Genomic DNA, 18,149 nt, shown 5'->3' on the forward strand with positions numbered 1-18,149 from the left:
TCAGGTGTCATGCCGATTGGCACGGGTTTCCAGGTGGTTCTGCAGGGTCGACAGCAGGGTGGCCAGGATCCAGTAGATCAGTGCCGCGGCCAGGTACATGGTAAAGATCTCGAAGGTCCGCGCCGTGATCAACTGAGCCTGGCGGAACAGTTCCGGGACCTGGATGGTAGCGGCCAGCGAGGTGTCCTTGACCAGCGAGATAAAACTGTTGCCCAGTGGCGGCAGGGCGGTGCGCGCGGCCTGCGGCAGGATCGCCCGGCGCAGGGTCTGCGCCCGGGTCATGCCGATGCTGGCGGCGGCTTCCCACTGGCCCTTGTCGATGGAGGCGATCGCCGCCCGCAGGATTTCCGAGCAGTAGGCGGCCATGTTCAGGGAGAAACCGATCAGGGCCGAGGGCAGCGGATCGAGCTGAATGCCCAGCTGCGGCAGCCCGTAATAGATCATAAACAGCTGCACCAGCAGCGGGGTGCCGCGGATAAAGGAGACATAGATGCGCGCGGTCCAGCTCAGCAGCCTGAAGCGCGACAGGCGCATCAGCGCCAGGGCAAAGCCCAGCAACAGGCCGAAGAGCATCCCGCCCAGGCTCAGTACCACGGTGTAGAGGGCACCCTTGAGCAAAAATGGCGCTGAATCCAGCGCCAGTTGCAGGCTTGCCTCGATCATCGGGTCACGTCAGCCTTGAACCATTTCTCCGACAGGCGCGCCAGGGTGCCGTCCGCCCGCAGGGCCTCGATGGCCTTGTCGAGGGCCGCCAGCAGTTCCGGTTCGCCCTTGCGCAGGGCGATGCCGGCTTCCTGCCGGGCGAAGGGTTCACCGGCCACGGCCAGGGCGTCGCCGGTCTGCTTGATCATCTCGAACGCGGCCAGGCGGTCGACCAGGATGGCGTCGATACGGCCCACGCGCAGGTCCTGGAACTTGGTCGGGTCGTCGTCGTAGGTGCGGACATCAGCCTGGGGCACGTTCTCTTTCAGCCATTGTTCGTAGTTGGTGCCCAGGCCCACGCCGATTTTCTTGCCGGCCAGGCTGGCCGCCGAGCCGAACTGACCTTCCTGGCCCTTGCGCGTCAGCACCTGGATCCCGGACACGGTGTAGGGCACGGAGAAATCGTATTTCTTCTTGCGCTCCTCGGAGATGGTCACCTGGTTGATCACCAGGTCCAGGCGCTTGGATTCCAGCGCCGCGAGGATGCCGTCCCATTTGGTCGGCTGCAGCTTGACGTCGACGCCCAGCTGCTTGGCCAGGGCCTGGGCGAACTCGACTTCGAAGCCGGTCAGTTTGCCGTCTTCGTCCTGAAAACTGAACGGTGGGTAAGTCCCTTCCAGGCCCACGCTGAGGCTGCCCTGGGCCTGGATCTGCTTGAGCTGGTCGCCGGCGAAGGTCGGTGTGGCAACACCCGCGGCCAATACCAGACTGCCCAGCAGCAAGGCACGACGAAGGGGCAGGGCAAGGAACGAAGTCATCAAGGCGTACTCCAGCAGCGGTTAGGATGGCGCAACTATAGGACGGGTTTTTTATACTTTAAAATAATAAAAAGTAATTTGCTTATTTCTTTTTGATTTAATGGGGCGTTTTATTATTCGATCGCGACCTGAGGAGGATAGGCGAACAATGCCGGAGCGCCGCCGGTGTGTAAAAACAGCAAGGGTCCCGGCTCGGCGAAGCGCTGCTGTTGCAGACCATCGAGCAGGCCGGCCATGGCCTTGCCGGTATAGACCGGGTCCAGCAGCAGGCCTTCGCTGCGGGCCAGGCGCCGGATCGCGGCCAGGGTACCGGCATTCGGTTCGCCGTAGCGCGGGGCAAAATAGCGGTCCCAGAGCTCGACCCGGAAAGATGCTGGCAGTGCTATCCCCAGCAGTTCGGCGATGCGTTCGGCCAGTCCCTGGACCTTGGGCGCCTGCTCGGCGACGGTGCGTGAGACGGTAATGCCAATCACCGGCAACTGCGGCAGGCAATGGGCCAGCGCCACGGCCAGGCCGGCGTGAGTGCCGGCGCTGCCGGAGGCTAGGACCAGTGCGGCGAAGGTCTGGCCACTGCGTGCGATCTGCTCGGCCAGCTCCAGGCCGGCGCGTACATAACCCAAGGCCCCGAGGGCATTGGAGCCGCCAATGGGCACCAGGTAGGGGCGGCGGCCGGCCGCTTTCAGGCGCTCGGCCAGGGCCGCCAGTTGCGCGTCGGCATCGTTCAGATGCGGCACGTCGTGCACCTCGGCGCCGAACAGGTCCAGCAACAGGCGGTTGCCGTTGCCCAGGTAATTGGCGGCCTCGGTGCCGATCGGGTTTTCCAGCAGGGCGACGCAACGCAGCCCCAGCTTGGCGGCGACGGCGGCGGTCTGGCGCACATGGTTGGACTGGATCGCTCCGGCGGTGATCAGGGTATCGGCCCCCTGGGCCAGAGCGTCGGCGGCCAGGTACTCGAGCTTGCGCAGTTTGTTGCCGCCCAACGCCAGTGGCGTAAGGTCGTCGCGCTTGACCCATAGCTCCCGGCCCAGCTGTTCGGACAGGCGTGGCAGCGGTTCCAGCGGCGTGGGCGCGCCGAGCAGGTCGAGGCGGGGAAAACGGTCAAGCAATTCGCGGAGCATGGGTAGACACTGCGGCAACGGGCAAGCCTTGGACTATAAGCAGGCGAGCCGGCAGGGTGCAACCGATGCGCGTGCCGCGTGGGCGACACGAGTGGCCCTCCGTCGCGTTTTTCTTTGCGTCGGCGGGCGCAGGCGGATAGCCTTTGCCGGCCGATTGCCATCGGCCTTCTTCCGTTCACTTCAATCGAGACGATAGGGACATCCTTTATGAGCCGTCACCTCCTGATTTGCGGCACGCTGCTCCTGTTGGCCGGCTGCACCACGGGCTCGGCCCCAGACTCCACCACTGCTGGTCAGGTTGACGCGGCGGCGCCCGCCGATCAGGCCTGCAAGGCCGGCCGGGCGCAATTCACCCTGGGCGAAACGCTCAGCGCCGAGCTGCAGGAAGCCGCGCGGGTGCACGCCGGCGCCCAGCGGGTGCGGGTGGTGCGCGCGGGCCAGCCGATCACCATGGACTTCGACGCCGAACGCCTGAACCTGCACGTGGACGACGAGGACACGGTCACCGACGCCCGCTGCGGCTGAGGCCCGGCGGGGCACCCACCCTGGGCCGGGCGCTTTTCGCGTTATCATGGGCGCCTTGCCCCTGACCTGATCGCGGAAATTCCATGAAAAACCAGCTCGCCGAACTGATCGGTAAAATCAGCGCCGGCTGCATGACGGCGGACGAGGTCCTGCGCATCGCCGACGAGGCGTCCCAGGCCTATGCCGACCCCCAGGCGTTTCTGACGGCCAATCCGGACGTCAATTACGACGACAGCTTTCCCATTCCGCTGGGCGAATGGGTGGTGGTCGGCAGCCTGCCCGACACCGTGCTGTTTCAGGGCGACGACCATGCCCAGCTGTTCCAGCAGGTGGTCGACTCCTTTGGCAAGGACGTCCCTTTTAATATCAAGCCCAAGCAGTTGCTCAAGGTCGAGCCGCTGACCGCGTTGAACCGGATCCAGGTGCAGCTCGGCAGCATGAATCCCGAGCAGGGCGGTTATGTGCTGCTGGATTTCAGCGAGCCCCTGGACGATGCCTTGCAGGCGGTGCTGGTCTACGGCCACGACCTGGAGCGGGTGATGGCCCTGTGTGTCGAGGTCGGTATCTACGCCGCGCCGGCCTATGCCAGCCTGCGGGACGCCCAGACCCAAACCCAGTAGCAGCCCCGCGCTGTGTAACGGCTCCTAAGATCGTTCCCACGCTCCGTGTGGGAATGCGGCCTCCGGCGCTCCGGCGTCCAGCGGCCCAGGGTGCCATAGCTTACGCGAGCGCCGTGGTCGAACCGCTGGCTGAACCCCTTCTGCGTCCCCCGTTCTATACCCGTGAATCCAGGGTCCACTGGCGCCAACCCGCGTCGCACAGGACCCATGACCAAGGGAGATGGCCATGGACGGCAAGGGGTGCAGGGGGTGGCGGGGAGGCTGGTGGATAGTGGCGACCTTGCTCGGCGCCTGTGGCGGCGACGATCGGGCGTCCAATGTGGCCGCACCGGGGCAGGCGGAGTCCCTGAAAACCCGAATGCTGGAGTCGGGTGCGGCGCTGCTGCAGGACAAGCCGCCGATCGAGGCGCTCAACGCCTACCTGGACGGGTTCCATTTCTACAATGGCCGTGCTGACCAGCAGATGGAAGCCCATCACTATTGCTCGCAGGTCAACGACGAAGTCCGTCAGTGCGTGATCTTCGATGGTAACGGCGGCGATGCCAAGCTGATGGGTGTCGAATATATCCTCAGCGCGCGCCTGTTCCAGTCGCTGCCCGCCGAGGAAAAGACCTTCTGGCACAGCCATGTGCACGAGGTGAAATCCGGGCAACTGCTGGCCCCCGGTATCCCGGCTGTCGCCGAACACGCGCTGATGGCGCAACTGGTCGGTACCTACGGCAAGACCTGGCACACCTGGCATACCGACCAGCAACTGGCGCTGCCACAGGGCATCCCGCAGTTGATGATGGGCTTTACGGCTGACGGTCAATTGCATCCACGCATGCTCGCTGGCCGCGACCGGCGCTTGGGTATCGACTCACGGGAAAAGGCCGGCCAGCGCGCCGATATCGTCGCGCCGGCGATCGACCCGCAGGCGGATGCCTGGCAGCGCGAGTCGGCCCTGCAACTGCAGGATCCGCGAGGTGCCGAGGCGCCCGCCCATTGACCCACGCGCACCGCCGCGAACTTTTGTGCCGCTCGCCCCCTCACAGGTGCAGGGAGCAACAGGAGCGGGATCATGACGGTGGACTATGCAGCGGCGGACCTGGACATCCCGCTGGCGGAGGGCAACGAGCCGGCCCTGTTCAAGTGGTTGCTGGCCAGTTTCCTGATGGGCAAGCCGATTCGCCGCTCGGTCGCCGCCCGCGCCTACCGGCTGCTGGTGGACACCCAGGGGTACGACACGCCCGCCAAACTGGCCGCGGCCTCCCGTGGGCGGCTGGTGAGCGTGCTAGGCGAGGCGGGTTACACCCGCTACGACCACTCGACCGCTGAACGCCTGCAGCGCCTGGCCCTTCGGTTGCAACAGGAGTACGCCGGTCGGGTAGCGACGATTCGCGAGGTCAGTGCCAGCCGGGCCGAGTGCGAAGGGCGGCTGCTGCAATTCGATGGCATCGGCCCGGTGACCCTGGCCATCTTTATGGCGGAAGTCGCGCCGCTCTGGTACTGAGCCGTGCCAGTCCATGTGGGGACGGCCGGCTGGAGCCTGCCGCGCAGCCAGTGGTCGGGTTTTCCGCTGGAGGGCACGCACCTGCAACGTTACGCGGCGGTGTTGCCGGCGGTGGAAATCAATTCGTCGTTCTACCGGCCGCATCAGCCTGGCGTCTATGCCAAGTGGGCGGCCAGTGTGCCGGAAACCTTTCGCTTTTCGGTGAAGATGCCCCAGGCCCTCAGTCATCAGCAGCGGCTGTGCAACAGCGAAGCGCTGCTCGACGGGTTTCTCAGCCAGGTGGCCGGGCTCGGTTCCAAGCTGGGCTGCCTGCTGCTGCAGTTGCCACCCTCGCTGGGGTTCGAGCCGCGGGTCGTCGCGACCTTCTTGCAGGCCCTGCGTGACCGCCATGCCGGCGCGGTGGCGCTCGAGGCGCGGCATTCCAGCTGGTTCGTACCCGAGGTCGAGGCGCTGCTGCAGGACTACCGCTTGGCGCGGGTGGCGGCCGATCCGCCGCGCGCCCTGGGCGACGGCCAGCCGGGCGGCTGGCCGGGACGGGTGTATTACCGCCTGCACGGCTCGCCGAAGATCTACCAGTCTTCCTACAGCGCGGCCTACCTGGAGCAGCTCAGCCTGCGACTGCGACCCATGGCCACCGCGGGGCGTGAGGTCTGGTGCATCTTCGACAACACGGTCTACGGCGCCGCCCTGGCCAATGCGCGGACGCTGTGCGCGCTGCTGAAGGCCCTGGCCGCTTCAGCCCCTGAAACGGCCAGCGGGTCGAGCGCTACTACTGGTAGATCACCCGTCCGTTAAGCGGCTGGATCGGGCGGGCGTTGGTCTTGAACAGTGCCTGGAACGCGGCATGCTGCTGGGGCGAGAGCGTCACCGGGTGGTTGAGTACCAGCCAGGAAACGCCTTCGCTGCAGGGCGGGGTGGTCAACGAGCCTTGGTAGCTGTAATAGCCCTGTTCGCGGGGCAGCAGCTGCGTCAGGTTCAGCTTTGGCTCCGCCAACGGCTGGGGCTCCGATGGCGTCGGTGGCAGGTGGCTCCAGACCGGTTGGAGAAACGCGTTGTCCTGGGCGCCTTCTTCCAGCAGCACGGCCACCACGGCCAGTTGACCCGTGGCGTTTTTATGCACCAGGTGCGCAACCATGCTGAAGGCGCGACCCTCGATCTGCTCTTCGGACGGGCTGTGGAAATGGAACTGCAGCAAGTCGTAGCGCGTCCCGGCCACCTGGATAAAATTGCCCGGGTCCGGGTTGACCTGCAGCGTGTGGCCGTTGTTCCACAGGCTGACGTGGCTGTCCTGGTAGTGGAACTCGATGGGCTGCAAGGCGCCTTTGACCGCGCCGCGGATATCGATCGGCGACTGGATCTTGCCGAGTGCGCAGGTCGCGTAGTCAGGGCTCAACTCGCCCCAATGGCTGGGGTCGGCATGGCCCTGGTAGTCCCAGTGTGGGGCCTCGGCCGCTACGCTGGTGGCCGCGATCAGCCAGGCGCTGCCCAGTAGCCAGGGGAACGATAGCTTCAACCTATTCATGCTTACACCTCCTGTGTCAGAGCCCGCAACGATAGCCGCGCCGTGCAGGATTGGCCGCCTGCGGGGCAATGATTTAGGTATAAGAAAGCGGCCGACAAGCGCCAAGGCTGTGGTGCCCTGAGGCGCGAGGTCGCCGCGCATCGCCCCCGCGCCGATCGGCGGTATAAAGAGGGGTAGGTTGGTGAACGCGTGCCGGCATGGGGCATGGCGTGCCGAGCCCCGTTCCGTGGCCGGGTGTTATGGCAGGCACTTGTCCTACGGACTTTGAACTGCAGAGCAGGCTCCGGGCTTGGAGGTCCCGCTAGTTATCAATATACAAATAGTTGCCCTTGATCTCATGGCCGGGTGTGTACATGTCAATAGTCCAGCGCTTCTGCGATGTTCCATTGTATGACCATTGCCATCGATCCTCGCTCCACTCGGGAAGGTTCGAGTCATGACATTTAATATTTCCTGATTTTTTGAGTTTGCCGTCGGGGACGGTTTCCGGGGCGAATTTTTCGCAAAAATAATAGCCCAGTCCCCAAAAATTTTCGGGTAACACGACTCGGCCTTTGTCCGTGGGAAGGAGGTGCGCATATATCGAGCCGTCCCAGTCCTTTATGATTAAAACCATCTCGTCCCATGGGCTCGTGCGCCCAAAGGGTTCAAAGCGGTAGTCGCCTGGTTGTAGGGTGGAAATGTCGTGCTGAGACCTGGCGGCCTTGGCTTTGGCGGAAGGCGCCATTGACCAGAAAAATGGCGCTGCAGCCAAAGCGATGCCCGCGAGAAACATCGTCAGGGTGCAGGTCAGCAGGATTTTCTTGCGCATGGCCGAGCTCGATCAGGTGCTAACGATGGCTTGAAGCGGTAAGCAGGGTGTTCTATTGCCGGTGTGTGGCAATGCACGCCTGTTGATGCTTAATACGTGCCGAGCACCATGGCGTAAGCATGATGGACCGGCAAGCACGGACGGTGCGGCACGGTGACGCGCAGCCAGTGCCACGCTTGAATCGCGAGGCCCTGGCATGCCGGGTAGCTGTGCGACCCGGGCCTGCGGATACCGGATCCTGAGTCGATCACGAGAAGATCGCCCCGTGCCCGGAGCTGCTGCCGCTCACCCCTCGCTGGGCAGGCGCAGACCGTATTTTTTTACCTTGTCGAACAGGGTGGTCTTGGCCAGGCCCAGGGCCTGGCTGGCCTGGGACAGGTTGCCGGCATGGCGTTCCAGGGCTTCGAGCAGCAGGTGCTTCTCGAAGGCTTCGACCGCCTCGGCGAACCCCGGGCCGGCGCTCTCGGGGGTCAGGCTGCTGGCCTTGAAGACCGGCAGGCCGAGGGCGAAGCGTTCGGCCACGTTGCGCAGCTCGCGCACATTGCCGGGCCAGTCGTGGGCCAGCAGGCGCGACAGGGTCTGGGCGTCCAGGGCCGGCGCCTCGCGGTCGAAGCGCAGGGACGACTGCTGCAGGAAGTGCTCGAACAGCAGCCGGATATCCTCGCGACGTTCGCGCAGGGGCGGCAGCTCCAGGGTCACCACGTTCAGGCGGTAGTAGAGGTCGCTACGAAATGCCTTGGCTTGCCCCAGCGCCTCGAGGTCGGCCTTGGTGGCGGCGATCACCCGGCAGTCGACGGCCACCGACTGGTTCGAGCCCAGACGCTCCAGGGTGCGTTCCTGCAACACCCGCAGCAGCTTGATCTGCAGGTTGATCGGCATGCTCTCGACCTCGTCGAGAAACAGCGTGCCGCCATTGGCGTGCTCGATCTTGCCGATCCGCCGTTTGCCGGCGCCGGTGAAGGCGTGCGCCTCGTGGCCGAAGATCTCGCTCTCGAAGAGGTGCTCCGGCAGCCCGCCGCAATTGAGGGCGACGAACTGCTGGGGCTGGCGGCGGCTGAAGTCGTGCAGCGAGCGGGCGATCAGCTCCTTGCCGGTGCCGGTTTCGCCCTCGATCAACACGTTGGCCGAGGTGTCGGCGACGTTGGCGATCAGCTCGCGCAGCTGCTGCATGGCCGGCGAACGGCCGATGATGCGTTGCTCCAGGGACTGCCGGCCATGCAGCTGGCGGCGCAGGGCCGTGACCTCGCGGGCCAGGCCGCGTTGCTCCAGGGCCCGGCGCGCCACCTCGACCAGGCGCTCCGGGGAGAAGGGCTTTTCCATAAAGTCATAGGCGCCGTTGCGCATGGCGCGCACCGCCATGGAGATATCGCCATGGCCGGTGATCAGCACCACCGGCAGGCTGCGGTCGCGGGCCTTGAGCCGTTCGAGCAAGGCTTCGCCGTCCATGCCGGGCAGGCGGATATCGCTGATGACGATGCCGGCAAAGTCCTCACCGACCCGCGCCAGGGCTTGCTCGGCGCTGGCCACGCCTTCGCTGGCGATGTCTTCCAGGGCCAGTGCCTGCTGGCAGCCCAGCAACACATGGGGGTCGTCTTCGACGATCAGCACGCAGAGCGGTTCAGTCATGGGTGGGGCTCGGGTCGGAGGTGGAAAGCATGGGCAATTCCAGGACAAAGGCGGTGCCGCCGTCCTCGGGGTGCTGCACCCCGAGGCTGCCGCCGGCCGCGGCGGCCAGGCTGGCGGACAATGTCAGCCCCAGCCCCAGGCCATGTTCGCCGGTCTTGGTGGTGAAAAACGGCTCGAACAGGTGCACCCGCGCGTCGGGCGCGATGCCCGGCCCGTTGTCGCGCACGCTCAGGCGGTAACGGTCGCCGTCGACGCGCCCCTGCAGCCACAGTCGGCGATCGGTCTGGCCGTTCAGGGCATCCAGGGCGTTGACGATCAGGTTGACCAGGATCTGCTCCAGGCGGGTCTGGTCGATGGCCAGGGCTGCCTCGCTAAAGTCCGGGTGCAGTTGCACCGGCAGCTGCTCCAGGCGGGTCTGCAGCAGGCCCAGCGCCGCCGTCACCGCCTGGCCCAGCGAGGCCTGGCCGCGGTCGTCCGAGCGGCGGGCGAAGGCGCGCAGGCTGCCGGTGATGCGGCCCATGCGATCGACCAGCTCGTTGATGGTCACCAGGTTGGTGCTGGCGGTGTCCAGGGCGCCGCGCTGCAGGAAACGAATGGTGTTGCCGGACAGGGTGCGCAGCGCGGCCAGGGGCTGGTTCAGTTCATGGGCGATGCTGGTGGACATCTGCCCGATCACCGCCAGTTTGCCGGCCTGCACCAGCTCGTCCTGGGCCCGGCGCAGGGTCCGCTCGGCCTGGCTGCGCTCGTGGATCTCCGCGGTCAGGCGGGTGTTGCTGGCCTGCAGGTCGACGGTGCGTTCGGAAATCCGACGCTCCAGTTCGTTGTTGGCTTCCTGCAGCGCCTCGCGGGCCGCCAGGCGGGTCGACAGCACCTTGCGCCGTTCGTTGCCGGCGATCAGCAGGATGCTCAGCAGGGCGAACGCCGCTGCGGCCAACAGGCCATGGGTGGTGGCTTCACGGCGCAGGTCGGTCAGGGGCGTGAGCAGGGTGAAGTCCCAGGGGCTGTCCTGCAGCCGTCGGGTCTGCGCCAAGTAGCTGAGCACCTGGGGTTCGCGGCCGGCTTGCGGGCGGCCGGCGAAATCCAGCTGCTCGACGCCGTCGGCGATGGGCTGGCGCGACAGCGGTTGCAGCTCGTTCAGCTCCGACCAGTAATATTGCAGGCTGCGCGCCATGCGCTCGCGGCTTTCGGCGGTCAGTGGGCGCACCGACTTGAGGCGCCGCGCCGGATCGCTGGAGAGGATGATGATGCCGTTCTCGTCGCTGACAAATGCTTCCAGACGCGCGCGGGCCCAGCGTGCTTCCAGCGCGTCGAGGCGGATCTTGACCACCGCCACGCCGATGATCCGGCCACCGGCCCGCAAGCCATGGGCCAGGTAGTAACCGGCCTCGCCACGGGTGCTGCCGATGCCGTAGAAGCGTCCCTGGCGACCGGCCAGGGCCTCCTGGAAATAGGCGCGAAAGGCCAGGTCCTCGCCGAGGAAACTGTCCGGGTCGCGCCAGTTGCTGGTGGCCTGGACCCGCCCCTGGGTGTCCAGCACATAGGTGGCGCGGCTGCCGCTGCGCTGGTTAAGGCCTTCCAGGTAGAGGTTGACCTGGCGTCGCACGCCGGGCGTGGGCGCCTCCAGCAGGCTGGCGACATCCCGCTGCAGCTCCAGCAGGCTGGGCAGGTAGGTGTATTTGTTGATCTCGCTTTCCACCGCTCGTGCGTGCAGTTCCAGCTGCCGTTCGCCGCTGGCGACCAGGCTGCCGATGCCGCGCTGCTCGCTGATCCGGTAGCCGAGGTAACCCAGGCCGAGCATCAGCACGATCAGCGGAATGGGCAACAGCATATGGCGCAGCAGGCGAGGCTTCACGGTGAGGGCGGGGGGCATGGCGCGCGCGGGCGGGGAGACGCATTGCATCATACTCGCTCCGGTGCGGCCAGTTTGGCTATAGGTGCCCGATGCGCAGGAAAGAGTGGCCAGGGCGGACGCCTGGCCAGCTCAGCACCCCGCCGCGGCATGGCGGCCGTGGCGGGGCGGACCATCAGTGTTGCAGGATCTTCGCCAGGAACTGCTGGGCGCGCTCGGAGCGGGCCGAGACGTCGCCGAAGAAGGTGTCCTTGGAGCAGTCCTCGACTATCTGTCCGGCGTCCATAAAGATCACCCGGTTGGCGACCTTGCGCGCAAAGCCCATCTCGTGGGTCACGCACATCATGGTCATGCCCTCTTGGGCCAGCTGCACCATGACGTCCAGCACCTCGTTGACCATTTCCGGGTCCAGCGCCGAGGTCGGTTCGTCGAACAGCATGACGATCGGGTCCATGGCCAGCGCGCGGGCGATGGCCACGCGCTGCTGCTGGCCGCCGGAAAGCTGGCCGGGGTGCTTGTGGGCATGGGCCTTGAGGCCGACGCGGTCGAGCAGGGCCAGGCCCTTTTCCACGGCCTCGTCCTTGCTGCGGCCAAGCACCTTGACCTGGGCGATGGTCAGGTTCTCGGTGATCGACAGGTGCGGAAACAGCTCGAAGTGCTGGAACACCATGCCGACCCGCGAGCGCAGCTTGGGCAAGTCGGTCTTGGGGTTGGCGATCGAGGTGCCGTCGACCACCACATCGCCCTGCTGGAAGGGTTCCAGGGCGTTGACGCACTTGATCAGGGTGGATTTGCCGGAGCCGGACGGCCCGCAGACCACCACCACTTCACCCTTGCTGACCTGGGTGGTGCAGTCGGTGAGGACCTTGAAATCCCCGTACCACTTGCTGACGTTCTGAATCGAAATCATACGGCAAACCTCAGTTGCAGACGTTTCACCAGCCGTGAGGCGGCGAAGCTGAAGGTGAAATACACCAGACCGGCAAAGATCAGGAATTCGTGGGATTGGCCGACGATGTCGCCCCGCGAGCGTGCCGCGTTGAGAAAGTCCATCAGGCCGACGGTGTAGACCAGCGAGGTGTCCTGGAACAGGATGATGCTTTGCTGCAGCAGCAACGGGGTCATCTTGCGAAACGCCTGGGGCAGGATGATGTAGCGCATCACCTGGTCGTAGCGCATGCCCATGGCCAGGCCGGCGGACATCTGGCCCTTGGGCAGGGACTGGATGCCGGCGCGGACGATTTCGGAGAAATACGCCGCCTCGAACAGCATGAATGCCACCAGGCAGGAGGTGAACGCCCCCACCGGGGTGTCCTCGCCGGTGATCCAGCGCAGCACGAAGGGCACTGCGAAGTAGAACCAGGTGATCACCAGCAGCAGTGGGATGGAACGGAAATAGTTGACGTAAAGGGTCGCCAGCAGCGCCAGCTTGGGGCTGTGGGACAGGCGCATCAGTGCCAGCAAGGTGCCCAGCAAGACCCCGCCCAGCACGCCCAGCACCAGCAGCTTGAAGGTCATCAACAGACCTTCCCAAAGCCCCGGCAACGCCGGAATGATTCCACTGAAGTCCATTATTTGGCCCCCGTGATCAGGCCAGGTACCGCGACCTTCTTCTCGACCGCGCGCATCAGCATCATCAGCCCCATGTTCAGGGTGAAGTAGATCAGCGTCGCCAGGGTGAAGGCCTCGAACAGGTTGGCCGAGAATTCGGCGGTCTGTTTGGTCTGCGCCAGCAGCTCCATCAGGCCGATCAGCGAGGCCACCGAGGAGTTCTTGAAGATGTTGAGAAACTCAGAGGTCAGCGGCGGGATCACGATGCGAAAGGCCTGGGGCAGCAGCACGTTGCCGTAGACCTGGGGCATGCGGAAACCCAGTGCGCGGGCGGCCGCCAACTGGCCGCGGGGCAGGGCTTCGATGCCGGTGCGCACCTGCTCGCAGACTCGTGCGGCGGTGAACAGGCCCAGGCATACCACCACGCTCAGGTAGGCCGAGGTGGCCGGATTGAGGTCCTGCTTGAACCACATTTCCAGAGGCTCGGGCAGCAGGTCGGGCACCAGGAAGTACCAGAGAAACAGCTGCACCAGCAGCGGCACGTTGCGAAAGACTTCGACATAGACCGCCGCGATGCCGGCGATCCAGCGGTTCGGCACGGTGCGCATCACGCCCAGTAGCGAACCCAGCAGCAGGGCGATGATCCAGGCCGCGCCGGCCACGGCGATGGTCCAGCCCAGCCCGGTGATAAACCAGTCCAGGTAGATTTCCTTGCCGATGCCGGTGGCTTTGAAGAACACGCCCCAGTCCCAGTTGTACGTCATACGGATCTCCCGTCGGGTTCAAGCGCAGAGGTGCTGGCGAACGTCCAGCCGATGGCCCGCCGGACGGCCTTGGGGCCGCTCGGTGAGCTGTCTTGCAGGGGTGGATGCCGCCAGGCAGCCGGGGGTCGACTCAGATCTGTTCGGCAGACTTGTCGGTGGGCTTGGCGATCAGTTGCTTGAGCTCGTTGCTCATGGGGAAGTTCAGGTTGAGGTTCTTCGGCGGCACGGGCTGCATAAACCATTTGTCGTAAATGACGTTGATTTCACCCGAGGCGAAGGTGGCGGCAATGGCGCCGTCGACCACTTTCTTGAAGGCCTCGTCGCCCTTGCGCACCATGCAGCCATAGACTTCATAGGACTGGGCGGTACCGGTCACGGTCCAGTCATCCGGCTTCTTGGCCTTGGCCATTTCGCCGTAGAGCAGCGCGTCATCCATCATAAAGGCGGCGGCGCGGCCGGACTCGAGCATCAGGAAGGACTCGCCATGGTCCTTGGCGGAGATGATGTTCATGTCCATCTCCTTGTCGGCGTTCATCGACTTGATCAGGCGCTCGGAGGTGGTGCCGGCGGTGGTCACGACGTTCTTGCCGGCCAGGTCGGTAAACTCCTGGATGCCGGCGCTTTTCTTGGTCAGCAGACGGGTGCCGACTTCAAAGATGCCGATGGAGAAGTCCACCTGCTTCTGCCGCTCGATATTGTTGGTGGTCGAGCCGCACTCGATGTCCACGGTGCCGTTCTGCACCAGCGGAATGCGGGTCTGGGAGGTCACCAGGTTGTAGCGCACCTTCAGGTCCGGCAGGTTCAGTTCCTTCTTGATCGCCTCGACCACTTTCAGCTGCAGGTCGTGGGAGTAGCCGATCGGCTGCTGCGGGTCATTGCCGAAGTAGGAGAAGGGAATGGAGGCGTCACGGTGACCGAGGGTGATGGTACCGCTGTCCTTGATCTTCTTCAGCGTGCCGGTCAGCTCGTTCGCCAGGGTCTGGGTGGAAAGCAGGGCGACCGCGATGGCGGTGCTGAGCAGCAGGGGAGCCTTGCGCATGGTGTGTCCTCAATTGTTGTTTTTTTAGGTGTGCCAGGGTGCGATGCCGATCGGACTTCCTGTCTCGCCCCCAACAGGGAGCCATATCGCTATCACGCCTTTCCCTAGAGCAGAAACCGTACCAGTTCGCAGGTGCTTATCGGTAGTTCGTAACTAACTGAAAAATAAGGTTATTTATAAAGTGTGCAGCGGCAATACCGATCGCGATGCGCGGATTTCCGAATGCGGACGGGGTTGGCGTTCGGTTATCCGAACGACTCGATGGGGGGATTAACGGAATGGGCCGCCGGGCAGCGCCGAAACGGGAGTGGAATGGGGCGCAAGGCCGTATGATCGTCGTGCCCGCCGGCGGCTCCTTGCCCCGGCACTCTTGCGGAGAGAAGACCTTGCCTGTGCCTCGCCCCCGTTGCGTGCCCCGAAATCTCTGCGGCTTGCTGCTGGTCCTGCTGCTGGGTGGCTGCAGCAGCGCCCCCTTGCCCCCGGGCATCGCGCGCCTGCCCGAGCGGGTCGAACTCAGCGCCGTACCCTTTTTCGCCCAGACCGCTTACCAGGGGGCGCCCGGCGCGCTGGCGATCCTGTTGCTGCAACAGGGTGTGACCACCACGCCGGGTCTGGTCGCCAAGGCCTTGCACCTGCCGGAGCAGGAGGCGCAGCTGCAGCAGCGCATACCCGAGGTGGTGCGTGGGCACGGGCTGCTGGTGTACCCGCTCAGCGGTGGCCTGTCCGAACTGCTGAGCCAGGTGGCAGCCGGCTTCCCGGTGCTGGTGCGTTATGGCCAGGGCGGCAGCTGGATGGGTGCGCCGCGCTATGCGGTGCTGGTCGGTTATGACCGGGGGGAGCAGACCGTGTTGCTGCGAGCCGGCACCAGCCGCCGCTGGGTGGTGGATTTCGACGATTTCCAGGCGGCCTGGCAGGCCGAGGGGCACTGGGCGCTGCTGGCCCAGCCGCCGGCGCAGCTGCCCGCCGACGTCGATCCGCTGCGCTGGCGAGCCGCCGCGGCCGACTTGGAAAACGCCGGCCAGGCCCTGGCCGCGAGCAATGCCTACCGCGCGGCGGCCGCCTTGCCTGCTCCCTGATCCTGGAGCGCGGCGGGCTGACGCTGGACAGCGCGCCGAGGCCGCCCTACGGCCTCGGCGTTAAAACCCCAGCTTGTCGCGCAGGCTGTAATACCAGGCGCCCAGGGCGGTAAAGGGCACGCGCATCAGCTGCCCTCCGGGGAAGGGGTAGTGCGGCAGCCCGGCGAAAGCGTCGAAACGCTCGGCCTGGCCACGCAGTGCCTCGGCCAGCACCTTGCCGGCCAGGTGGGTGTAGGTCACCCCATGCCCGCTGCAGCCCTGGGAGTAGTAGATGTTATCGCCCAGGCGGCCGACCTGGGGCAGGCGCGACAGGGTCAGCAGGAAGTTGCCGGTCCAGGCGTGCTCGATTTTTACGTTTTTCAGCTGGGGGAAGGTCTTGATCAGGTTCGGGCGGATGATCGCCTCGATATTGGCCGGGTCGCGGGCGCCGTAGACGACGCCGCCGCCGAAGATCAGGCGTTTGTCGGCCGTCAGGCGGTAGTAATCCAGCAGGTAGTTGCAGTCCTCGACGCAGTAGTCCTGGGGCAGCAGGCTGCTGGCCAGCGCCGGGTCCAGCGGTTCGGTGGCGATCACCTGGGTGCCACAGGGCATGGACTTGGCGGCCAGCTCCGGAACCAGGTTGCCGAGATAAGCGTTGCCCGCCACCACGATAAACTTGGCGCGCACCCGGCCCTGCGGGGTGTGCACCAGCGGGTTGGCGCCGCGTTCGAGGCGCACGGCCGGTGACTGTTCATAGATGGTCCCGCCCAGGGACTCCACGGCGGCGGCTTCGCCCAGGGCCAGGTTCAGCGGGTGGATATGCCCGCCGCTCATGTCGAGCATGCCGCCTATATAGTTCTCGCACGCCACCACGTCGCGAATGCGCTGCCGGTCGAGCAGTTCCAGCTGGGTGTGGCCGTAGCGCTCCCAGAGTTTTTTCTGGGCCTGCAGGTGCCCCATCTGCTTGCCGGTGAGCGCGGCGAACACGCCGCCGTCTTTCAGGTCGCATTGGATGTTGTAGGTGGCGATGCGCTCGCGCAGGATGCGTCCGCCCTCGAAGGCCATCTGCCCGAGCAACTGGGCGTGCTTGGGGCCGACGCTGCGCTCGATCACGTCGATATCGCGGCTGTAGCTGTTGACGATCTGCCCGCCGTTGCGGCCCGAGGCACCGAAGCCGACCTTGGCCGCTTCCAGGATGCAGACCTTAAAGCCGTTCTCCAGCAGGAACAGCGCCGTGGACAGGCCGGTATAGCCGGCGCCGATGACACAGACATCCGTTTCCACTTCGCCCTGCAATTCGGGGCGCGCGGGCACCGGGTTGGCGGACGCGGCATAGAAGGACTGCGGATAGGGAGTGTGTGCCATCTTGCAACCTCTGTTTTATATTTTTTACGGTTCAGGGATGCTACCCGAGTTGAAAATGCCCGGCTAGTGGCCCGTGGGAAATCCCGAACATTCGCGTCAACAGTAAAAAATTTGGTTATTCAGCAGGTTAGCGATAAAAAAGGGGTTGACACCCTCGGCCGATTCCGTATAATGCGCGTCATTGCAGGCACGTAGCTCAGTTGGTTAGAGCACCACCTTGACATGGTGGGGGTCGTTGGTTCGAGTCCAATCGCGCCTACCAAACAAAATCCGCTCTGCAAGGCGGTCTAGAAGGGCTCACCGAAAGGTGGGCCCTTTTTTGTGGTCGAAACAAAAGCCTGCTGCCGAATCCGGCCATCCGCGCTGCGGTCCGCCACCATGCCTCCCGGCGCAGGGTCTAGGGGCTCGGGTCTTGCGCGCGGAACTCCAGGGTCGCGCCGAGGCCGCTCAGCTGGGCCTGGGTGCCGCTCAGGTGCACCCGGTGGCCCTCAGCCAGGATGACGTCCCCTGTTGCCATAAGTGCCAGGGCCCCTTGCGGCGACAGGCCCAACAGCTGCTTGAGCACCTGCGCGACCTTGATGCGTTGCGGGCCGGCATCGATAAGGACCAGGGTACCCCGTTGCCAGGTGTGCGGGTCGTGCGGCGTGTCGTGGTGGGCCAGTTCCGCTTCGAGGGCTGGGCGGCTGCGTCGCTCTTCGTGCACCTCGCGCCACAGCGCGCAGTTCAGCCCGGTTTCGCTTTCGAGGTAGTGCAGGGCTGCGGCGGCGTCGTGCGCCAGGTCACGCAGGGCCGACAGCAGCTCGCCGAATCGGAGGATGTTCGGCGCCACCTCCGACGCGTCCCAGCGCCCCGCGCCGAGCGGTGCGTAGTACACCGCAAAGCCGCGCGCCTGCTCGCCCAGGTCGATGAAAAACGGATCGTCGAAGCCGTTAAGCGCGATTACCTGCCAGCCCGGCTGCCAGGCCCCCGGCGCGCAGGACAGCAGGCTCTCGCCGGTGAGGCCGTGCTGGCGAAACCCGCTCTGCCAGGCGTCCAGATGCGAGAGGCGTGGGTAGTGGAAGGGCAGCGCCATGTCGCCTGTCACGACGGCTGACTCGATAAATCGCCTGGCGAGGTCGGGCAGCCACGCCGGCCCACTGTCTGGGTTTTCAGTCGGGTCCAGGCTCATTCGGGTTCTTCCATCAAGTTGGAAGCCGATGCTAATGGCTGCTGTCGGAAAAGACGATGGTGGCCTGGGCGCTGCGGAGCCCCGCCTTGAGGCGGTGTCGATCTGGAACCTGCTCGGCCCTGATCCATGCTGGGGTCGCAGCAGGGGAAGCAGCTGCTGTAACTCCCATAAAAAACCCGCACTC

The 18,149-nt window shown here is 65.2% G+C and carries 19 protein-coding genes and 1 tRNA gene; 7 read left to right on the forward strand and 13 right to left on the reverse strand.

The features are described from left to right. The 3 genes from tcyL to ABWY06_RS05140 all read right to left on the reverse strand — a co-directional run bounded on the left by tcyL (position 1) and on the right by ABWY06_RS05140 (position 2,578). Positions 1-660, reverse strand: a complete 660-nt coding sequence (tcyL, locus tag ABWY06_RS05130; protein WP_353924525.1) for a cystine ABC transporter permease — start codon at positions 658-660, stop codon at positions 1-3. Next, entirely contained in the window at positions 660-1,460 is an 801-nt protein-coding gene (gene tcyJ / locus ABWY06_RS05135) for a cystine ABC transporter substrate-binding protein (RefSeq protein ID WP_353924495.1), read from the reverse strand. The genes tcyL and tcyJ overlap by 1 nt, the downstream gene beginning before the upstream one ends. A gap of 113 nt (positions 1,461-1,573) precedes the next feature. Beyond that, positions 1,574-2,578 carry a D-cysteine desulfhydrase gene (locus tag ABWY06_RS05140; protein WP_353924496.1) on the reverse strand — a complete coding sequence of 335 codons (1,005 nt, stop codon included), beginning with the start codon at positions 2,576-2,578 and terminating at the stop codon, positions 1,574-1,576. Positions 2,579-2,785: 207 nt separating this feature from the next. Here ABWY06_RS05140 and ABWY06_RS05145 point away from each other — a divergent pair, with 207 nt between their 5' ends. The 5 genes from ABWY06_RS05145 to ABWY06_RS05165 all read left to right on the forward strand — a co-directional run bounded on the left by ABWY06_RS05145 (position 2,786) and on the right by ABWY06_RS05165 (position 6,010). Continuing rightward, positions 2,786-3,103: an I78 family peptidase inhibitor gene (locus ABWY06_RS05145; protein WP_353924497.1), complete on the forward strand. Its 318-nt coding sequence runs from the start codon at positions 2,786-2,788 to the stop codon at positions 3,101-3,103. A gap of 83 nt (positions 3,104-3,186) precedes the next feature. Then, positions 3,187-3,723, forward strand: a complete 537-nt coding sequence (locus ABWY06_RS05150; RefSeq protein ID WP_353924498.1) for a hypothetical protein — start codon at positions 3,187-3,189, stop codon at positions 3,721-3,723. Between the two features lie 226 nt (positions 3,724-3,949). Then, positions 3,950-4,711 (forward strand): OBAP family protein, encoded by a 762-nt coding sequence (locus ABWY06_RS05155; RefSeq protein ID WP_353924499.1) that lies wholly within the window; start codon positions 3,950-3,952, stop codon positions 4,709-4,711. A gap of 72 nt (positions 4,712-4,783) precedes the next feature. After that, positions 4,784-5,215 carry an HhH-GDP family DNA glycosylase gene (locus ABWY06_RS05160; RefSeq protein WP_353924500.1) on the forward strand — a complete coding sequence of 144 codons (432 nt, stop codon included), beginning with the start codon at positions 4,784-4,786 and terminating at the stop codon, positions 5,213-5,215. A gap of 3 nt (positions 5,216-5,218) precedes the next feature. Continuing rightward, the gene (locus tag ABWY06_RS05165) at positions 5,219-6,010 is read left to right on the forward strand and encodes a DUF72 domain-containing protein (protein ID WP_353924501.1); all 792 of its coding nucleotides are present in this window, start codon (positions 5,219-5,221) and stop codon (positions 6,008-6,010) included. Here the strand turns inward: ABWY06_RS05165 and ABWY06_RS05170 are convergent. The 8 genes from ABWY06_RS05170 to ABWY06_RS05205 all read right to left on the reverse strand — a co-directional run bounded on the left by ABWY06_RS05170 (position 5,985) and on the right by ABWY06_RS05205 (position 14,377). Beyond that, positions 5,985-6,737 carry a carbonic anhydrase gene (locus tag ABWY06_RS05170; RefSeq protein ID WP_353924502.1) on the reverse strand — a complete coding sequence of 251 codons (753 nt, stop codon included), beginning with the start codon at positions 6,735-6,737 and terminating at the stop codon, positions 5,985-5,987. The two genes, ABWY06_RS05165 and ABWY06_RS05170, sit on opposite strands and share 26 nt — an antisense overlap. 301 nt (positions 6,738-7,038) lie before the next feature. Then, positions 7,039-7,548, reverse strand: coding sequence for a hypothetical protein (locus ABWY06_RS05175; protein ID WP_353924503.1), 510 nt, complete (start codon positions 7,546-7,548; stop codon positions 7,039-7,041). A 285-nt stretch (positions 7,549-7,833) separates the two neighbouring features. After that, complete coding sequence (gene aauR / locus ABWY06_RS05180; RefSeq protein WP_353924504.1) at positions 7,834-9,174, reverse strand: two-component response regulator AauR; 1,341 nt, start codon at positions 9,172-9,174, stop codon at positions 7,834-7,836. Further along, positions 9,167-11,074, reverse strand: coding sequence for a sensor histidine kinase (locus tag ABWY06_RS05185; protein ID WP_353924505.1), 1,908 nt, complete (start codon positions 11,072-11,074; stop codon positions 9,167-9,169). The genes aauR and ABWY06_RS05185 overlap by 8 nt, the downstream gene beginning before the upstream one ends. Before the next feature lie 124 nt (positions 11,075-11,198). After that, on the reverse strand, positions 11,199-11,933 hold the full coding sequence (locus tag ABWY06_RS05190; RefSeq protein WP_353924506.1) for an amino acid ABC transporter ATP-binding protein: 735 nt from the start codon (positions 11,931-11,933) through the stop codon (positions 11,199-11,201). Continuing rightward, on the reverse strand, positions 11,930-12,598 hold the full coding sequence (locus ABWY06_RS05195) for an amino acid ABC transporter permease (RefSeq protein ID WP_353924526.1): 669 nt from the start codon (positions 12,596-12,598) through the stop codon (positions 11,930-11,932). The genes ABWY06_RS05190 and ABWY06_RS05195 overlap by 4 nt, the downstream gene beginning before the upstream one ends. Further along, positions 12,595-13,338, reverse strand: a complete 744-nt coding sequence (locus ABWY06_RS05200; protein WP_353924507.1) for an amino acid ABC transporter permease — start codon at positions 13,336-13,338, stop codon at positions 12,595-12,597. The genes ABWY06_RS05195 and ABWY06_RS05200 overlap by 4 nt, the downstream gene beginning before the upstream one ends. Positions 13,339-13,468: 130 nt before the next feature. Next, positions 13,469-14,377: a glutamate/aspartate ABC transporter substrate-binding protein gene (locus ABWY06_RS05205; protein WP_353924508.1), complete on the reverse strand. Its 909-nt coding sequence runs from the start codon at positions 14,375-14,377 to the stop codon at positions 13,469-13,471. Between the two features lie 410 nt (positions 14,378-14,787). On the opposite strand from ABWY06_RS05205, the gene ABWY06_RS05210 reads away from it, so the two are divergent. Continuing rightward, complete coding sequence (locus ABWY06_RS05210) at positions 14,788-15,453, forward strand: PA2778 family cysteine peptidase (RefSeq protein WP_353924509.1); 666 nt, start codon at positions 14,788-14,790, stop codon at positions 15,451-15,453. A gap of 60 nt (positions 15,454-15,513) precedes the next feature. Here the strand turns inward: ABWY06_RS05210 and ABWY06_RS05215 are convergent, their stop codons facing one another. Next, positions 15,514-16,797: an NAD(P)/FAD-dependent oxidoreductase gene (locus tag ABWY06_RS05215; protein ID WP_353924510.1), complete on the reverse strand. Its 1,284-nt coding sequence runs from the start codon at positions 16,795-16,797 to the stop codon at positions 15,514-15,516. Between the two features lie 185 nt (positions 16,798-16,982). On the opposite strand from ABWY06_RS05215, the gene ABWY06_RS05220 reads away from it, so the two are divergent. Continuing rightward, positions 16,983-17,059, forward strand: a tRNA-Val gene (locus tag ABWY06_RS05220). A 135-nt stretch (positions 17,060-17,194) separates the two neighbouring features. On the opposite strand, the gene ABWY06_RS05225 is transcribed toward ABWY06_RS05220, so the two are convergent. Next, positions 17,195-17,869 carry a hypothetical protein gene (locus ABWY06_RS05225; RefSeq protein WP_353924511.1) on the reverse strand — a complete coding sequence of 225 codons (675 nt, stop codon included), beginning with the start codon at positions 17,867-17,869 and terminating at the stop codon, positions 17,195-17,197. Between the last annotated feature and the right edge of the window lie 280 nt (positions 17,870-18,149).

This window comes from Pseudomonas sp. (genome assembly GCF_040514055.1).
In the GTDB taxonomy this organism is placed as follows: Bacteria; Pseudomonadota; Gammaproteobacteria; order Pseudomonadales; family Pseudomonadaceae; genus Aquipseudomonas.

What these genes read in the sequence shown, in the direction of transcription:
- tcyJ (WP_353924495.1), bottom strand. Translation starts at nt 1,460, where the DNA reads ATGACTTCGTTCCTTGCCCTGCCCCTTCGTCGTGCCTTGCTGCTGGGC.
- ABWY06_RS05140 (WP_353924496.1), bottom strand. Translation starts at nt 2,578, where the DNA reads ATGCTCCGCGAATTGCTTGACCGTTTTCCCCGCCTCGACCTGCTCGGC.
- ABWY06_RS05145 (WP_353924497.1), top strand. Translation starts at nt 2,786, where the DNA reads ATGAGCCGTCACCTCCTGATTTGCGGCACGCTGCTCCTGTTGGCCGGC.
- ABWY06_RS05150 (WP_353924498.1), top strand. Translation starts at nt 3,187, where the DNA reads ATGAAAAACCAGCTCGCCGAACTGATCGGTAAAATCAGCGCCGGCTGC.
- ABWY06_RS05155 (WP_353924499.1), top strand. Translation starts at nt 3,950, where the DNA reads ATGGACGGCAAGGGGTGCAGGGGGTGGCGGGGAGGCTGGTGGATAGTG.
- ABWY06_RS05160 (WP_353924500.1), top strand. Translation starts at nt 4,784, where the DNA reads ATGACGGTGGACTATGCAGCGGCGGACCTGGACATCCCGCTGGCGGAG.
- ABWY06_RS05170 (WP_353924502.1), bottom strand. Translation starts at nt 6,737, where the DNA reads ATGAATAGGTTGAAGCTATCGTTCCCCTGGCTACTGGGCAGCGCCTGG.
- ABWY06_RS05175 (WP_353924503.1), bottom strand. Translation starts at nt 7,548, where the DNA reads ATGCGCAAGAAAATCCTGCTGACCTGCACCCTGACGATGTTTCTCGCG.
- aauR (WP_353924504.1), bottom strand. Translation starts at nt 9,174, where the DNA reads ATGACTGAACCGCTCTGCGTGCTGATCGTCGAAGACGACCCCCATGTG.
- ABWY06_RS05185 (WP_353924505.1), bottom strand. Translation starts at nt 11,074, where the DNA reads ATGCAATGCGTCTCCCCGCCCGCGCGCGCCATGCCCCCCGCCCTCACC.
- ABWY06_RS05190 (WP_353924506.1), bottom strand. Translation starts at nt 11,933, where the DNA reads ATGATTTCGATTCAGAACGTCAGCAAGTGGTACGGGGATTTCAAGGTC.
- ABWY06_RS05200 (WP_353924507.1), bottom strand. Translation starts at nt 13,338, where the DNA reads ATGACGTACAACTGGGACTGGGGCGTGTTCTTCAAAGCCACCGGCATC.
- ABWY06_RS05205 (WP_353924508.1), bottom strand. Translation starts at nt 14,377, where the DNA reads ATGCGCAAGGCTCCCCTGCTGCTCAGCACCGCCATCGCGGTCGCCCTG.
- ABWY06_RS05215 (WP_353924510.1), bottom strand. Translation starts at nt 16,797, where the DNA reads ATGGCACACACTCCCTATCCGCAGTCCTTCTATGCCGCGTCCGCCAAC.
- ABWY06_RS05225 (WP_353924511.1), bottom strand. Translation starts at nt 17,869, where the DNA reads ATGGCGCTGCCCTTCCACTACCCACGCCTCTCGCATCTGGACGCCTGG.